Source organism: Alishewanella sp. WH16-1, from assembly GCF_001441695.1.
Classification (GTDB): domain Bacteria; phylum Pseudomonadota; class Gammaproteobacteria; order Enterobacterales; family Alteromonadaceae; genus Alishewanella; species Alishewanella agri.
Genome location: NZ_LCWL01000086.1, coordinates 1 through 16,669, shown reverse-complemented (window position 1 = coordinate 16,669; position 16,669 = coordinate 1). Strand labels below are relative to the sequence as shown.

10 protein-coding genes and 2 pseudogenes are annotated in these 16,669 nt (G+C 44.5%); 4 read left to right on the top strand and 8 right to left on the bottom strand.

Annotated elements, in window-relative coordinates:
• Positions 1–1,165, bottom strand: a pseudogene (locus AAY72_RS07860) (DDE-type integrase/transposase/recombinase); the annotation flags it as partial.
• Positions 1,158–1,790 (bottom strand): TnsA endonuclease N-terminal domain-containing protein, encoded by a 633-nt coding sequence (locus AAY72_RS07855; protein ID WP_057786612.1) that lies wholly within the window; start codon positions 1,788–1,790, stop codon positions 1,158–1,160. The pseudogene AAY72_RS07860 and the gene AAY72_RS07855, both read right to left, overlap by 8 nt.
• A 675-nt stretch (positions 1,791–2,465) precedes the next feature.
• Here AAY72_RS07855 and AAY72_RS07850 point away from each other — a divergent pair.
• From AAY72_RS07850 to AAY72_RS07840, 3 genes are read left to right on the top strand one after another with little or no spacing between them, the layout of a single operon-like run.
• Entirely contained in the window at positions 2,466–2,951 is a 486-nt protein-coding gene (locus tag AAY72_RS07850; RefSeq protein WP_156411303.1) for a hypothetical protein, read from the top strand.
• A complete protein-coding gene (locus tag AAY72_RS07845) occupies positions 2,926–5,340 on the top strand; it encodes a hypothetical protein (RefSeq protein ID WP_057786608.1) in 2,415 nt (804 codons plus the stop codon). The genes AAY72_RS07850 and AAY72_RS07845 overlap by 26 nt, the downstream gene beginning before the upstream one ends.
• Positions 5,337–8,579 carry a tyrosine-type recombinase/integrase gene (locus AAY72_RS07840; protein ID WP_082628967.1) on the top strand — a complete coding sequence of 1,081 codons (3,243 nt, stop codon included), beginning with the start codon at positions 5,337–5,339 and terminating at the stop codon, positions 8,577–8,579. Before AAY72_RS07845 ends, AAY72_RS07840 begins: the two co-directional genes overlap by 4 nt.
• A gap of 295 nt (positions 8,580–8,874) precedes the next feature.
• On the opposite strand, the gene AAY72_RS07835 is transcribed toward AAY72_RS07840, so the two are convergent.
• The 5 genes and pseudogenes from AAY72_RS07835 to AAY72_RS07815 form a co-directional block, all read right to left on the bottom strand.
• The gene (locus AAY72_RS07835) at positions 8,875–9,657 is read right to left on the bottom strand and encodes a S1/P1 nuclease (protein ID WP_057786604.1); all 783 of its coding nucleotides are present in this window, start codon (positions 9,655–9,657) and stop codon (positions 8,875–8,877) included.
• Positions 9,658–9,684: 27 nt separating this feature from the next.
• A complete protein-coding gene (corA, locus tag AAY72_RS07830; RefSeq protein WP_057786602.1) occupies positions 9,685–10,638 on the bottom strand; it encodes a magnesium/cobalt transporter CorA in 954 nt (317 codons plus the stop codon).
• Positions 10,635–11,639: pseudogene (locus tag AAY72_RS16915) on the bottom strand (FAD:protein FMN transferase). Before AAY72_RS16915 ends, corA begins: the two are co-directional and overlap by 4 nt.
• Positions 11,640–11,666: 27 nt before the next feature.
• Positions 11,667–12,470, bottom strand: a complete 804-nt coding sequence (locus tag AAY72_RS07820; protein ID WP_057786600.1) for an undecaprenyl-diphosphate phosphatase — start codon at positions 12,468–12,470, stop codon at positions 11,667–11,669.
• Positions 12,471–12,901: 431 nt separating this feature from the next.
• Positions 12,902–13,324, bottom strand: a complete 423-nt coding sequence (locus AAY72_RS07815) for a hypothetical protein (RefSeq protein WP_057786599.1) — start codon at positions 13,322–13,324, stop codon at positions 12,902–12,904.
• Between the two features lie 394 nt (positions 13,325–13,718).
• Between AAY72_RS07815 and AAY72_RS07810 the strand changes: the two genes are divergently transcribed.
• Positions 13,719–14,678 carry a hypothetical protein gene (locus tag AAY72_RS07810; protein ID WP_057786597.1) on the top strand — a complete coding sequence of 320 codons (960 nt, stop codon included), beginning with the start codon at positions 13,719–13,721 and terminating at the stop codon, positions 14,676–14,678.
• A gap of 58 nt (positions 14,679–14,736) precedes the next feature.
• Here AAY72_RS07810 and AAY72_RS07805 read toward each other — a convergent pair.
• Positions 14,737–16,669 (bottom strand): glycosyltransferase (locus tag AAY72_RS07805; RefSeq protein ID WP_057786595.1); only part of this gene is annotated, 1,933 nt, incomplete at its 5' end.

Here is a 16,669-nt window from a genome sequence, read left to right as displayed (position 1 = left end):
CGGACAAACCGAAATACGCAACAACAGCAGTTTTAGCAGGATCGTACTCTGCCGAGCCTTTTAATGCAGCCAAAGTATGACCGGGCTGTGCTCGCAGTAATTCAGAATTCAGCTTCCCGAAGTGTCGTTCGATAATTGGTTTTAGATAGGGCGTTGCAGTTGGATTCTTACCTGAATTAATCAGCAGCCTGCCCAATACCAATTTAAAATCCTTATCATCGAACTCTTTGCCGTTGTCTGACACGATGAGTTCGGGCTTACCAAAGCAAATCCAAGCGTTTTTAATGTCGGGATATGTGTTTAAAATATAGTCTTTTGGCAATAGAGCATGCTTTAACGCTCTGGCCACAGAAGCAAAACTTGGTGGAGTGAATCCAATATAAAAGCCCAGCACAGAGCGCGAATGCACATCACATAGCGTTGTAATCCAAGGTCGGCCTAGTGGGATAAAGCTTTCCTTCTCGACCACAAAAAAATCAAGCTTGGTGTGGTCAATTTCAACTCGCTCCAAGAGACGGTTTGTTTTTACCATTTCACCAATGTGTTTGAACTCCTTGTTCGCTTTAAATTTGCCTTTATGTTTTACCGCTATCTCATACGGAGAAATTTTCTTAAAGCGCGCCCAGAATGTCTGAATTGAAGGCGCCCTAAATTTTAGATCAGACCTTTGATTAAACTGGAACACTAAATGCTGGAGGTAACTGTAGGCGCTGGAAACTGCACCCGACTTGGCATCCTTAATTCTGTCCAGTGCTTGCTGGATTAACTCTTCCACTTCCGGGTTTAGTCTTTTGCTTTTGTTACCGCGCCCCCCGCTGTTGGGCTTTAACGCTTTAATTGACCTTCCAGACTCTTGGTAAACTTTAGCCCAACGCCGGATAGTAGATATTGAGGGGGTTTGCGCCGAAAACTCAGACTCAAGTTCAGGGAGAATAGCTTTCAGACGCTGCTCAGAAAAAACGCCATTACAAAGCTCAGTAACTTTGCTGAGCACTTTCCAGCGGAACACCGCTTGTTCACGCTCCCGCTCAGTCAAAGCATCAAGATGCTCATACGATTCAGTTTCATCCAGGCCCTTTTTCACTTCGGCGAGAAACGCTTCTTTCGCTGTGTCATGGGTGACACCTGAAGGCACCGAGAAAAGTTGTTCGAATACGTTAGCCATGATTTACCCTCGCAAAGACGGTGTCAGAGTTCAACTCAGCATAAAGCGGAAACGACACCAATTTCTTAGCTACCAGATTCAGCAGTAACTCTTTCGTGAAGTTTTCTGATGTTTGAATTCCAATAGATATGTCATTCAGTGACTGTGGGCCACCAGTGAGGAGTGAGATAATTAGCGCCTGCTTTTCAGTTACTCCTTCACGTGTCATATAGCGGTGAACCAACTTCAGGTTTTCAGCCATCTGGCCACACATCAGTTGCCGGTCAGTAACCAGCTCTAAGCTCAGATCTCTTTCGCCGAATGCCTTTTGTAACAACTGCCACTTTTGTCTAAACTTATCGGTGAGTGAGATGCTGTAGGGTTTGATTTCGAAATATACTTCCTGCTGGTCGCGCAGACGTACTAAAAAGTCAGGAGTGTAGATAAGTGGCCGATTGCTGTTTTCTAGCGGAAAGGCAAAACGTTGAGGTTGCGCTTCGAAATCGATGACCTGAGTAGAAAACTCAAAGTAATGGCAAGCTATGAATTCGTTATAACCTTCAACGGTGATTGGGTCGGGCTTGTGGCAGGAGACAAACCTGAAGATATTGGTTACTGCAGATTTAGTGATTTTTCGTTTCTGCACGCCCGGTCACTTTCGTAACAAAGTTACATAAGCGTGGCAGATAATGACAAAAGCGCAAGTTATGCTTAAAAAAGTTCAACTTATGCTTAAAACGACAAAAAAAACCACCTAGCTTTCGCGTAAGTGGTTGATTGTTATGGCGCACCCGAGAGGTTCGAACCTCTGACCTCTGCCTCCGGAGAAGGCGGGTCTATGGGTTCGAACAAATAGCCTATAAGCCACATTATAAGCCACAATACAGATAAATCAAGGCATGCAGCAAGAAAGCTCAATTTACAACCACACACCAAATAGACCAATTAACACCAAAATATCGAGTCAATAATATCAAAATGTGTCACATTATAATTTGTCAATTTTTGACACTTGCACTGACAAAATCTGACTGATTGTTTAGAATCATTCGGATAGGTTCATACAGAGCCGATTTGTAGAGCTGACGCACAAATTGTCCTCGTTTGAATGCGCAGGCATGAAAACAAGGACAATGCATGTGTTCAGGAAATCTAAGCAAGGTAACTGTTCAAACGAGGACAATTTGTGCGTCTGTTTTAGAAATTGGATCGGGTGAACCTATCCCCTGCATCGTAACAGCACTTTGCTGCACTGGTACTGAGGACTACAAATCGCCCATTTATGGATCTTTAAATCCACTCTGACATGGTAATGGTGCTTATGACATCCAAGGAAATAAAAGAGAGTCGCTCGATTATTAATGTCCGCCTCGACGATATTAAGGGTGTACATCCGACTGCCCAAACCTCAGTGTCCGCAACCGCAGATTTCATTTATGCGTCGGCTCCAAACGACTACTCAGAGCTTGCGTTACATTATTTACTCAACATCCATCCAATACATGTGATTAAGCAAGATGCAGAACTACATGTAATTGCCGGGTTCAGGAGCTATGAGTTAGCATGCTTGCGACTGTCCGAAGATGCCGAAATCACCTGTATTTTACATGTTGGTATTAAATCGGAAGAAATCCCTGATATCGCAGTTATTGATATTGCTGGCTCCCCTATCATGCATTCACTCGGACCAAAGTTTGTGCAGCAATTACAAAATATGGTCCAAACATTTGGTCAACAGGTTTTGGTGAACTTCCCCAGACTGAAATCAATCAGGCGTATCCGTGGACAGACAAAATCATCTTCTTAATGCTCTGGCACAACTTGATATAACAGCTGCAGAGGCCAAGACGCTGTTCGACTTGCTGGATTTTATTGATGCGCCGAATGATCTTTTTTGTCTGGGTGGGGTGCTAGAAAATGTTGCAGCAGCCTTGGAATTGCCCATCATCAAGGAAGTAGCCCCCTATACCAAATTGGTTCAGAAAGCGCTGGAATACCGGTCAAAAACCTATTATCTGCTGGAAAAACTTAAATTACATCGCGACAAGGAGCAGTTCTTCAGGCCGATGGAAACAAACGTCAAAATGGTCATGCAAGGCTATCTGACGAAGTATCCGATTTATGTGCTTTTATTTATGAACAGCGATAAAAATCAGCCGTTCTATAATGCAATACAACAGGTTCTGCTATTCCTGCCGGCATTAATCGAACAACATACAGTCAACAATCCAAATGTTTATCAAAAAGAGTATGAGAATCGTAAACTCTGCGAAATTATCAGGGAATTTAGTACGGAATCGGTAATCACTGATTGGTACCATGACATCAAAGGCCAACAGTACCCGTCGCTATCAAATATAATATTACTCTTCAAGCAGCTTTCGAATCGACTTGAAAAAAAGATTTATCCCAGGAAGCAAAGACTGCTTACCCAGCTAGATAGCCTGATCCAAATTCTCCAACTTGGCTTGGGTATCCCCAAAAAGCGCCATCGCGTGAAAGGCCGCCAAGGTGGTTCAGCACCACATAAGTCACCCGAAATTGATGGCTATACAGCCCTAACGGGTGAAATGCTGGTTCAGCTGACATTGCCTGATATTCATGACGATGACGATCTAATTTACGCGTTGTGGGAAAGCCCGACAGAGTCAATTGACTATGAAGCCATTCATTCCGGCGAAGATGAGAAAGAGCAAGAAGTCGGAGAAGTCTACATTTTTCAAACAGCGCAGCCACTGGAATCCTATGTGCAGGCATTCCACGGTAAACGGGCTTCCGCTTCTATTCTTAACCGTATAACGCGGCAAAACAATTACCTGCCATTATCATTGCAAATGCTGTCACCACGCGAGTATCAACTTTTATTGGATGCAATAATTATTAAACCAGATACAAAAGGAATGCTCTTAAAACAATTGATATTGCTGACAATGTTGTATACAGCATCCCCTTTTGAGCGCGCGCGAGATTTCTTATTTTCCACCCGCTTCGATGATAATCAAACGCCAAGCCAGATAGGCTATGAATACAGCACCCATAGCTGGATCATCCCTGCTCTGAACCTCAACTATCGGACCGCCGGAGATTTTCCAGATGCAGAAAAGCCCGTCAATCTGCTACGTTTGCCGGCAACAAAACTCTGCAAACTTAAGTTTGAAATGCTCGCAACGATACAGCCCCCAACGGAAACACCCGTAATACCTGGAAATAAAACCAATATTTTATCCAGTGATATCAATAACTATATAAAAGATATTGGCACCGGCACGTTAACGCCAGGACGCATAAGTAACAACTTACTCATCACCGGCTGCGCCATATTCGGGCAGGCCACGACCGCCCTACTGTTTAACCGGGAACCGCCAGGCAGCATGGCCCGTAGCTATTACACTTCGCTACCTACTTCGCTCTTACAGCAACGGTACAAAGCATTGGTAGTCATTCTGGCCACCTCAGTTGGTAGACCTGTTAGTACAGCTGAACCGCTCACACTTGCTGGATGGATCGGCGCAAGATATCGACCGGAAATCGAGCAGGTAAACAAAGCGGTTGCCAATATACAAACAGACCTTTTACGCTTACAAAGCCGCTTAACGCAGCATGGTGCGTGGATTGACTTTCATAATCTTTATACAACCTACCAAGTATTTTGCCAGTCGCTACTAACAGGCATGCGCCCCATCACTACACCGCTGGTTAAGCGCGAGCAAATGGTGTTCTCCGCAGGGGTATTAATTCGCAAAGAAAAAGCGCGTGAAGATGAATTCAACACCCGTCATATTCCGGTATGTCAGACAGTTCTGCAATTGATTAATGCTTATGAGAATCACCTGATCGTTATAAAAAGTCGCTTACTGCGCAAAAGTATCAAGCCAGCATCAGTACCTGTACTTTTTTACCTCGAAGCAAATGGTAAGCCGCAACAATTTCAGCCTTTGCTTTATCAAAGGATATTAAACAATTACATTAATCTGCCACCTAATTTGAATCGACGCTTGTTACGCAATTATCTGGAAGAACAGTCATTGTCACACGAGATCATCGATGTTGCGCTGGGGCATGCCAATCTGGGAGAGCAGCACTGGGGCGCTCATTCGACCTTGTCGATGCGAGAAATTCGGACACAATTAGCACCCCATATGGCAAAGCTGGCAGAACTGCTCGGTATTCTTGTTATTGATGGCCTTAAAGCATGATGTACGCTGACTTGCATGACGAAATCCGCCGACGGCTGTTGGGCTTGAGCGTGCCAGATACTAACGCAGATGTTGTAATCTTGACACAGCAGCAATATAACAATCTCTTCTGGCAGTTACTGCATATACAAAGGAGCCAACGATTTAAAGAACCTGGAATTAACCTAGTAGAACAACTGAATAACTACATTGCGGCCAACAGAACGTCATATCCGGCGACATTTACTATTCAAGCGCCGGTGAAACTACACCGGCCTCCCCCGGCTGTTAGCCAGCAAAGAGTCAGTGACATTCATCTCATCGAACGGCTGGATGGGTATTTTAACGACTGTCTTATAAATACCTATGGTAACAATCGACTGCAGTTAGGACGGTTACTGTACTCTGCGCTGCGTTATGGTGGACTCTTACGCCCAGATCTCTTGCATAGCTTGATGGCACAGCTGATTAGTAGCAAGCCAATGTGCTATGAAAACCTGATTTGGTTTGAACTGAAGGGCGATGCCGGCGAGATACACATTTGGCAGCCAGATAGAATCACCGTGCAGTTGCTTAATCACTGGTATGGGCTCCGCCAATCAGACCAGCTTCTGCAACATCTGGACGCCGATTTTTATATCAAAGCATTTGTAAGGCAAAGTCAGATCACATTACCCAACAGCTTTCGGCTTACGCGGTTAGTGCAGACCATCACGGCTTTACTAAGCCTGCATATCTCACCATATTCGCTGCCAGTACTGAGCGGAACACAGCCAAATCTTACGCTAAAACCGCCGGTGTTTTACCGTCTGATCAGCCGGAAGTCACCACCACTTTCGATGTTCGATACAACCGCCAGCGAACATAAGAAAAAAGACCACAGGCTTTATATCGCGCCCATTACATACACTGCGCACGCCCGACAATACAATAACCAAATGGCGCTAGTGTGTATCAAAGAAATCAGCAGTATGCTACGCCAACACAAGCAGGGCAAAGACAATTCAAAACAACCACGACAGCAACAGCACACCATGCTCGCGAAAGAAATCGCAGCCAAAGTAAAAAGTACGACCTGTTTACCGCCAGTTCTTCATTATCTAATGCATTGGGCCAGCGTCCGCCTCACTTCGCAAAGTCGTTGGTCAGGTAAGTTATCGCCTGGCACCTTAGCAACTTATTTGGATAGCATTGCCGCCCCACTCGTTACAACATTTGCAGAGCGTGACTTAGTCAGCATGGGCATTGATGAACTGACAGAGCTTTACACGCAACTAATCGATGAAGGGGTTAGCTTGGCAGCCCAAACCAAACGGGCAAGAATTTTACGGGATTTCCATATCTATCTGGAAATCACCTATCAAATGTCACCTTGTTATTTATTTCAACAGTACATCGCAAAAGGCCAGCGGATGGAGGCACTCACAGTCGATGCAAATATCCTGATGCCGTGGGAATACCGCCATGCCTGTGACTTTCTGCTCCACACTACGCCGCAGCAATCTGGGTTGAGTTTGTTGCAGGCACAAGCGCTGATGGTGCTACTCATGCTGGGCTTTCGCTGTGGAATGCGCCGCCGCGAAGCACATTTTTTGCGCCTGCAGGATATTGAAATACCACATACCGCCAATACCAATAAACTATCTGAGTTCGCGACCATCTACATCACACCGCATGAACAACGCACACTGAAAACAATCTCGGCAGAGCGCCGCATCCCTATCGGGTTATTACTTACCGAGGCAGAGAGCGCTGTTTTCGCGGATTATCTCCAAGCAAGACAAACTTTAGGCTGCGAACACTCTAATTACTTGTTTTATTTTGGTGAAGAAGCACCATTAGGCGAGATTGGCCGGCCACTTGCCTCTGACAGCATATTATTTGAACCCCTCACTACGCTGCTGCAACGGGTTACCGGCGATCCAAGTTTTCGCTTCCATCACTTGCGCCATTCTTTTGCGACATGGATGCTCTGGAGTTGGCAACAAAAGCCAAATGAGCATCAACGCCTCCCTATTGCGACGCTGGTAGACATCACTGAATTAACACACCTAACCAAAGCCAAAAACACCCTTCTGCATCTTTCGGATAATCAACCAACGAGAAAGGTCTTGCACACGATAAGTGCCATGATCGGACATTCAGCACCAAGCATGACCCTGTTTCACTACATCCATAGTGTAAGCTGGCTAAACTGGCTGGAGCTGAATAGATGCGCGTTACAAATAAGCCGGAATACCGAGGCGGAATTATCGAATGTAGATGTCCGTACCGCGACCCGCGCCAGATTGGCAGAAACACCGGAATATTCACCTTATGAAGGTATGGCTATGTACGCCACAAGAAAACTGAAAAAACACTGTATTGAGTTAGACCTATCCAAATGGGAAACCACAACTACCCGGCAGTTAGGTACATTAAGTTCGCCAGTGCAGTTCCGCGTATTAGATTTGGATATTTACAACGCACTGCTTCGACATGTTAATTACCATGTCCCTGCGGAGATTTGTGCCCAAGAGGCAAACATTCAGCCGCATCGATTAATGCAGGCTATTACGAACGCTAACTATTTTTTTGAACAGCAGTTTCATTCAACATCAAAGTTCGAGCACAAGAAACGATCTCGTAACCACAAGCGATTTATCTATAGTGATGGCGTCAGGGTGCCAATCAGCCCTATTGCTGAACTGCCTGCACCACCAGCCAGTACTAAAAGCCTGAATATTGCAATGCGTATGGCAAGGGAATTTAATCTGCTGACAGAGCAAGAACAAACCAAAATTTTGTGGGCAGCACGTTATACTGTAACGTCCTGCTCAATCGTCTGGCCACACTTTCGATTTTATGACACAACGCTGTTACATCGTTTTATCAATGCCATGCAGGTGTTTAAAAAGGCGTTTGCCGTCATAGATAGAATGCGATTTACACTGGTATCACGCGCACCACTTATGACAGAGCAGCGCGCCGCTCAGTGGGGAAAGTGGTCCCTGGATACTTGGCCAACCGCATTTAGGGATAACCGTATTGATAAAGAGTATGCCCCGGAAGGTTACCTTGCTGTTGATTTTGTCGCAAGCAAAGGCTCAGACATCTCACTACACCGAAAAAGGATAGCACGAGGAAAAGACCAAGTTCAGCATCGGCGCAGACCTAGTGAATATGGCATCAGGTTTGGGCTGTATTTGCTGTTTATGTTGGCAAACAAAAATTTAATGCTGCCAACTACAGATAACAAAATTTCTGACGAGTTGGAATAGATTTACATTTTATCATGCTAACAACATGTTGAATTAGCAGTATGAACTAGATCGGAGTGCTAATTCTACACCAATTTAGAAGGTATAAAGGCCAATGCAAACTAATGCTGGTGGCAAGTTTTCCAATCACCTCAAATAAATTAACGCTGGTCGCTAACAAGGTGATAAGTATTGTAGTTCAAGCAAAAATCTTGAGGCAACCTCTATAGTTAAATACAGAAACAACCCTACAGTAATATTGTTGTCCGCGTGTAAAGTGCTAGGAATGAGTGAATGAAAGTTTACTCATCTTAGTTTACAAAACCTTGTTAAGATATGCCGCTATGCGCACGCCAGCCTGTTGCAAGCGCAGTTTCACTGTTGGGTTGTGCTGATACAAATAATCCCAGCCAAGCTCTGGCGATAACGGGTAAACACCATCACGCACTCTGGCGCTTTCACTGATCCATTGCTGGTAATCTGCCGAGCTCCACTGCTGGTATTGTTGTTTGGTAATGCGGGCATTTAGCCAGCTGGCATATTCGCTATATGATAACTGCTGTTGGTCAATCAGTTCTGAATCCCACATTCGGTGTAAATTACTGGGCCGTTTAAAAAAAGTTACTGGCACGGCATTGCCGCCATTATCTTTGACTTTGCCAGACGATACATGCAACGGCTGATGCAAATCGCCGATCATATGCACAACAAAGCGCAGTGCCAGCTGTTTGTCGGTGATTGAAGAACTGTTATCTTGCAGTACTTTCGTGAATTGCTTCAGCGCACTGACTGAATCACCTTCTGGCGGGCAATCCGTGTCATGGTAATGCTGGCCATTTGCCAGGGTAACGAAATGATATGGATTAGCCGTTTTTTGCCAAAACGTGTCCGGGTTAGAACGCATATCATCTGGGTAAGTGGACGCTTCAGCCAAGCCTTCTGGCCCCAATATGGCAGCAATTGCGGCTTTTGTCTCTGCCGTGAGCCACTGCTCAGCAATCTGGCCAGTAATGCGATGGCCGGTTTGGCCCCAGGCTACAGCATTACTGCTGAACGAGCCGATGAAAATGAATATAAAAGCACTTACCAGATACTGCATGGTGTTTCCTGTTTCAATTTACCGGCGTTATAGCCAGCCTTTACGTTTAAAAAACCAATAGGGAGCAAAACCTGAGACTAGCATCAATCCGAGCGCCCACGGGTATCCCAGCAACCATTTTAGCTCTGGCATGTGGTCAAAGTTCATGCCATAGGCACTGGCGACCAGGGTGGGGGGTAAAAATACCACCGCCGCAATAGAAAAGGTTTTGATGATCTGATTTTGCTGAATGTTAATAAAGCCCTGCGTCGAGTCCATTAAGAAGTTAATTTTGTCGAACAAGAAGGTGGTATGCGACATTAAGGTTTCAACATCGCGCATAATTTCGCGCAGTGTCTCTTCCTGCATTGGCTTACCTTTTAAGTTGCGCAGTAAAAATGAGATATCGCGCTGAGTATCCATCAGGCACAGGCGAATTTTACCGTTACTATCTTCCAGCCGGGCAAGTTTGCTGATGGCCTGATCAAGCTCTGCGTCCTTTTCTTCCAGCACCAGATGGCTAACCTGTTCCAACTGATAGTGAATATCCTCCAGCGTATCGGCATGGTTTTCGACTTTTTGCTCCAACATAGTGACCAGTAATTCAGTCGGATCAGTGCAGCTTACCTGGCCGCGACGGGCGCGCAACCGCAGCAAACGAAAATCGGCAATATCGCCTTCACGGATGGTGATAAGTCGCTCAGACTGTAAGATACATGCTACTGTCACTGTACTGTGACGCCCTTCAGATGGCGATAAAAACAGCGAATGTACATGAATACCAGCTTGATCAACAAAGCACCGTGCAGAAGCTTCAATTTCCTCAACGTCATCCGACTCGGGCAGCTCAACGCTGAGCAAGGTGCTTAGTAACTCGCGCTCTGGCTCGGTAGGGTCATGCGCATCGATCCAATGAGCACTGCGAACCTGCGCTAAATCAGGTGTGTCTGAGCAGGCTGTCTCGCGGATAATGCCTTGTTCAATGCTGAATAAGCGAATCATTTTACCTCCGAAAACAAATGGCTTTGCTGCCAGGCCGGGCTGGCGTGTTCAAATAAGGTGCCATTTCTCTCGACAATAAAAAGCACAGCGAGTTTATTCTCATTGGCAATCTTCATGCCTTGCTCATGGCCACTGCAAAGTAAAGCGGTAGACCACGCATCTGCCTGTGTTGCATTATCATGCACCAGTGTTACTGAAACCGTATCGTGCAACACCGGTTTGCCAGTGCGGGCATCGAGAATATGACTAAAACGTTTGCCGTTTGCATCGAAGTAATGCCGATAGGTGCCGGATGTCATTACAGCTGCGCGCTGTGTTGTGCTCATCTGCAAAATTTTATGCAACTGCTGGCTGCCTGGCAGAGGCCGCTCAATCGCTATGCGCCAAGGCTTGCCATCAGGCTTGTGGCCTTGGGTTAACAGCTCACCACCAATTTCTGCCATAAAATGTTCGATGCCGTTATTTTGTAATATCTCACTTAAGCGCTAGACAGTATAACCTTGGCCGATTGAAGATACATCGACCGTTAATTCGGTTACCGCCTTGGCTACTTTATCTGGCGCTGCTGTGCCAAGATGACGCATGCCGATGTGCTGCAGCGCGGCATCAATTTGCGCTGCAGAAGGCTGGTTAAATTGGTTCGCTTTAAAGCCCCATAAATCGAATAGCGGCTTAACCGTTAAATCGTAGCAGCCTTGCGAGGCCTGACTAATCAATCTGGCTTGTTCAATTAGCTGCACTAATTCAGTACCAACCGTCTGATAGCTATTCTCTTGCTGCTGGTTAAACTGGCTTATTACCGAATCGTCGCGGTAATTTGACATCAGCTTGTCTATGCGGGCAAATTCAGCCTCTATTTGCTGGTTTACTTCGCTGGCATTTGTGTCGTGTTTGCTCCAGTAACTGATATGCCAGGTGGTTCCCTGCGCTTCGCCACTTAGCTTTACCAGCTCTGGTGTTTTGCTACAGCCTGTTAGTAAAACAGCTAGCAGCCACAACATCTTTATGGAGTATAGTGATTTCATAACTTACCTTAATAAAAACCAATAAATCGCCGCTGCCAACAATAAGCGGTAAATCACATAAGGCCACATACCAAAGCGGTTTAGCCAGGCAAGGAAAAAGTGAATGGCTGCAAGTGCAGTGATAAACGCGCTGAAGGTGCCAATGGCAAAGACCAGCCAATCAATACTGGTGGCATCGTTACTTATCACCTCAAGAAATTTCACGCTGGCGGCTAGAAAAGTAATAGGTATTGCCAGTAGAAAAGAAAAGCGTGACGCCGCTTCGCGGGTTAACCCCAGCAGTAAACCGACGGTGATAGTGGCTCCCGAGCGCGAGGTGCCGGGAATAAGTGACACCGCCTGCGCCAACCCCACCAGCAAACTGTCTTTTAAGGTTAGCTGTGACAGCTCCCGCGTCGCTTTAGCGGTAACATCGGCTACACCCAGTAAAATACCAAATAGCAGAGTAGTCACAAAGATAACGGCTACCGAGCGCAGGTGGGTGTCGATTAAATCCAACAGCAGCAAACCGGCAATACAGGCCGGGATAGTACCCAGCACAACGGCCAGCGCCAACGGGCTTTGGCCGACATGCTTACGTTGGTTCAGCGCACTGACGCTATCAACGGTTAACTGCCACACATCTCGGCGAAAATATAATAACACCGCTAGCAAAGTGCCAAGGTGCACCGCTAAATCAAATGCCAGGCCTTGGTCTACCTGCCCGGTGACCAGTGGGGCAAGAATAAGATGGGCTGAGCTGGAAATAGGCAAAAACTCAGTAATACCCTGCAAAATGCCAAGAAAAATTGCGTAAAGAGTGGTCATGATGAGTCAAGCTTCCGAGCGTTATGAGTAGAGTCAGTAAATTGCGGCGCAGTCTAGCATAGTTCAGCTTAGTTTTAACTTGCGTATCTGCAAACGAATAAGAATAAGTCGACATAGTCCACAGCAGTAACAATCCAATTACGCTCAATCCTATCGCTACTGCTTGCCTGCCGCTATTAAGCTTTTCTAAAGATTAAAGCCTCCGATATAAAGATCTTATAAATTTTACTGACAATACACTGACATGCTGACAAATTAGGCATTCAATGACACAAATCTAAAAATTGATAGACGACTATCGCTCAATTAGCCGTTTTAGGGGGATATGAGACGTCATCGCAACATGCTAATGTTAAAAAGTTCTTAGTAACTCACTATCGTGGTGACCGGGGAATCTCCCCGGTGTTTTTTATTAATATTCGCCCAATACATTACAGAATACATTGTTTGGCCTTCCCCGCATCGACTCCGCTCTGAATAAGCTGCCTGACATCAGCGTTATTCATATTTGCTAGTAGCTCTTGCATTATATCCTGTGCAGTTTTATCGGATGATTGCTCCACCAAACAAGCATAGACATTTGAGATCCTGCCCTTAAGCGTTTCCATTTCAGCAACATTGCTAAAATCAGCGTTTAATGCATCGTTAACCGTTGTGGTGAGTAATGCAGCAAGCGCAGGGGCGTCGTTAAACAATTCACTATTCAGGCTTTCAAGATTAAAACTTTCTATCTTCTTTTGCAGTGACTCAACTTTCTGATTCGCCGCTTCCTGTGCTTTATCAATCATGTTATTCGCGCTATCACAACCAGTTAAAACAAAGCCTGCTATAATGGCTAAAAGTAAAATTTTCATTTTCGCCTCAGATAAATTATTAATAAATTCATTGTTTTTCTTATGAGTTTAGCAAAGCGCAACTCCTTTGCCAGCTATTGCTAATGTTAGCCACAGATGTTGGCAATGAATTGTAAGCGCAGAACGCAAGAACAACACTATTTCCTCAAGGTTAACCGCCGCTCGCACACCAAAACCTATACATCATTGATGAAGCTGCAGGTTCAGGTAATAAGGTGCTTATTTTTTGGATAGTTAAGCCAATAATAAGTTCCGCAAAAAGTTCTACAGCGACCTGGCTTAGCTATACAAGGTCTGGGCAACGTTTTATTACACCAAAAACCACAATACTTTAGCTTCAATTGTAAATAGCTGATAAATTATTGCTACGCTCAATTTTTTAGCAGAAATTTTCATGAAAAAACCAGCTGATCTTATTCGCCAAGAACGTTATAACAGTGCAACCACCGAATATACCCTAGCCATCATTACAGATGAAGACCATGCGTCTAAAGTTGAACTGGATAATGGGCAGAAAGCCTGGACATCGAAATTACGCTATGACACCTTGTATCGTAATGTAGATAAAGAAACTGGAAAGGTAAGCTACACCATTGAAGCGATACCTGCAGAGCGAGGTGGCGAGCATCAATTATTAAGTTTTATCGCTGAAAATGATCGCGGGGCCGAATTTTCTGAATTGGTCAAATTTGGAGAGCGATTATTGACCTTTGATGACAGAACTGGATTAGTGTGTGAAGTTCGTAATCATAATCAACTGGTGCCTCGTCACATTCTTATGTCTGGCAGCGGTGATGAAAAATTTAAAGGCTTTAAAAGTGAATGGGCTACTTTAAAGAATGACCAACTTATTGTTGGCAGTCATGGCCGAAAACGTGCACATCAGTGGATCAAGATACTTGACCATGACTATAAAATAACCAGCATTGATTGGAGTTCTCGCTATCAACTGATGAAAGATGCCTTACAGCTAAGTGAACAAGGCTATGTTATTCATGAAGCAGCTGAATGGCATCCCTATCTACAAGAATGGATATTTTTTCCGCGAAAAGTCTCCGATTTACCTTATGATCCTGCCAGAGATGAAACACAAAGCGGTAACAATATTTTGCTACTGGCTAGCGAAGATTTTAGTCACATTCGTACGCTATCTATCGGTAAGCATGATCCCGAACGTGGGATTTCATCATTTAAAATTCTTCCAGGTCATCCAAATGAGTGTGTTGGTTTGAAAAGTATTGAGATTGGCAATCGTACTGAATCATATTTATTTTGTTTTAACTTAGACGGTGAGGTACTGCAACCAGACACCTATATTGGACCTTATAAGTGCGAAGGGATTGAGATTTTGTGATAGTGTTCGGCGTCTATTTGCGCAAGGCTCATTAACGAAAATGATCAATATCGAACTATTATTGCTTTTGACTGGATCTTAATGAATGATTTGAGTGAATTAGAGCGTAGAAGCGGCTTACATTTCGACTAAAACACTCAATACTGTACTTTTTGGCAGTCATTCCGGCACCAGATGATGTAATATCGAACAACGCTTGGTTTGTGAGCAACTGGCACACTCGATCACTCCACACCGCGACATCGCAGGATGTTTTAAAACCGTTTTTGCCGTTATCGACAATGTCATCAATACCACTGGATCGTACTGCAACTACTGGCATTCCACCCGCCATAGCTTCCAGTATTACCATACCCTGGGTTTCCGACATCGATGCGAAAAGAAAGACTTCGCCTAATTGGCAGAAGAGCGGTATTTCTTCAGGATTGATACTCCCTGTTAACGAAATATTTTGCTGTAGTTTTCGCCTTGATATTTCATTTTGAATTCGTTGCCTATGAGGACCATCACCAATAATCAACAAACGAAACGGCTGTTTGTATTTAGACTTCAACAATTCAACGCCCGCGAGCAGAAAATCAATATTTTTTTCCTGGCTCAATCTAGAAATACTAATCAAAATACGCTCATTGGGTTGAGCATACTTTCTTTTCAGCTCCTCCAATTTATTAACTGACAAATTACTGCTTCGTTCTATGTCAATACCCGTTGGCTGCACCAAAATCCGGCGTTTAACACCTATGTTTCTTAAGTACTCTTCCGCACATTCTGTCGGTACGATCACACCATCACACTGATTAGCAAAGCGCCTTATCAATGAATGAGCAATTAGATTCCTAAACACCGAGCTTGGTAGTGGCACATAGTGTGCGTAGTGCTCTAGCCTTGTATGATAAGTGTAAACAACTGGGATCTTCAACCATTTGGCCAGATAAAGCCCTGCTCGCCCCAACCAAAATGGGTGATGAACATGAATGATATCGGGTTTAAAACGAATAACTTCGCGATAAAGCTTCAACGAAAAAATGTTAGCAACACGAAATTCACTATTCCGACCAAAGGGGAGGAGCGAGTTCACTCTGAAAATTCCATTCTCATCGCTTTCAATTGCTCCTGGGTAATTTGGTGCAACAACCAGTATGTTATGCCCAAGTGTCAGTAGACCATTTCGTAACCGATCTACCGACAGAGGAACGCCACCGATAAAAGGCAGATAGTTATTGGTGAAATGAGCTATTCGCAGCGACTTGTCACTTTGGCAATCCAAATCAATATCGTAATTTGGGTAGTAGTCCCTGTCACTCAACACTCTTTCATGCAACCAATACGCAAGGACAATAAAGGTGCTTACCAACAGTATAAAATTTAAATACCCAACATAAAAAAGTGAATGAATAAAGAACCAGGCACTTTCAACAGTTCTTAAAATTGGTAGCTGCCCCACCTCAAGAGGGTGCTCTAATACTTCAATCACATTAGCTTTCACCGTAACCGATACAAAATGATAGTGACTCGCCTCATCATTAATCACAAAGCCACCAGCACCACCAGTTGTGATAAAAGTTGTATCACCATGAATTTGTCTGTCAAAAATGGGCGAGATTGAGGAAAAAACAACATCAGCACCCAACTGCTTAATCAAAGATGAGAACTTTTTTTGATGACTATCTGCAAATGTATCCTCATTTGAGTCAAATAAAGCTTTTTTCCCGCTACTGTAAAATGGATGTGCACTGAATAAGAACAAATTATCCTCTTGAGAAAACATCAACTCCTCTTCCAACCATCGATACTGCCAACTAAAGTCTGTGGTTCCAGTGCTATCTATAAAAATGAAACGATTACTACCTGACTTAAAACTGAAATGTAACGGACCGAAATGATCGTAAAATCTAAAGCCTCCTAACCGACTCTCTTCTTGAGGCCCAAATGTTAGTAGGTAAGGCATATTTAGCCTGGATAAAGTTCGGTAAATTGCCTGAGGGATCCCC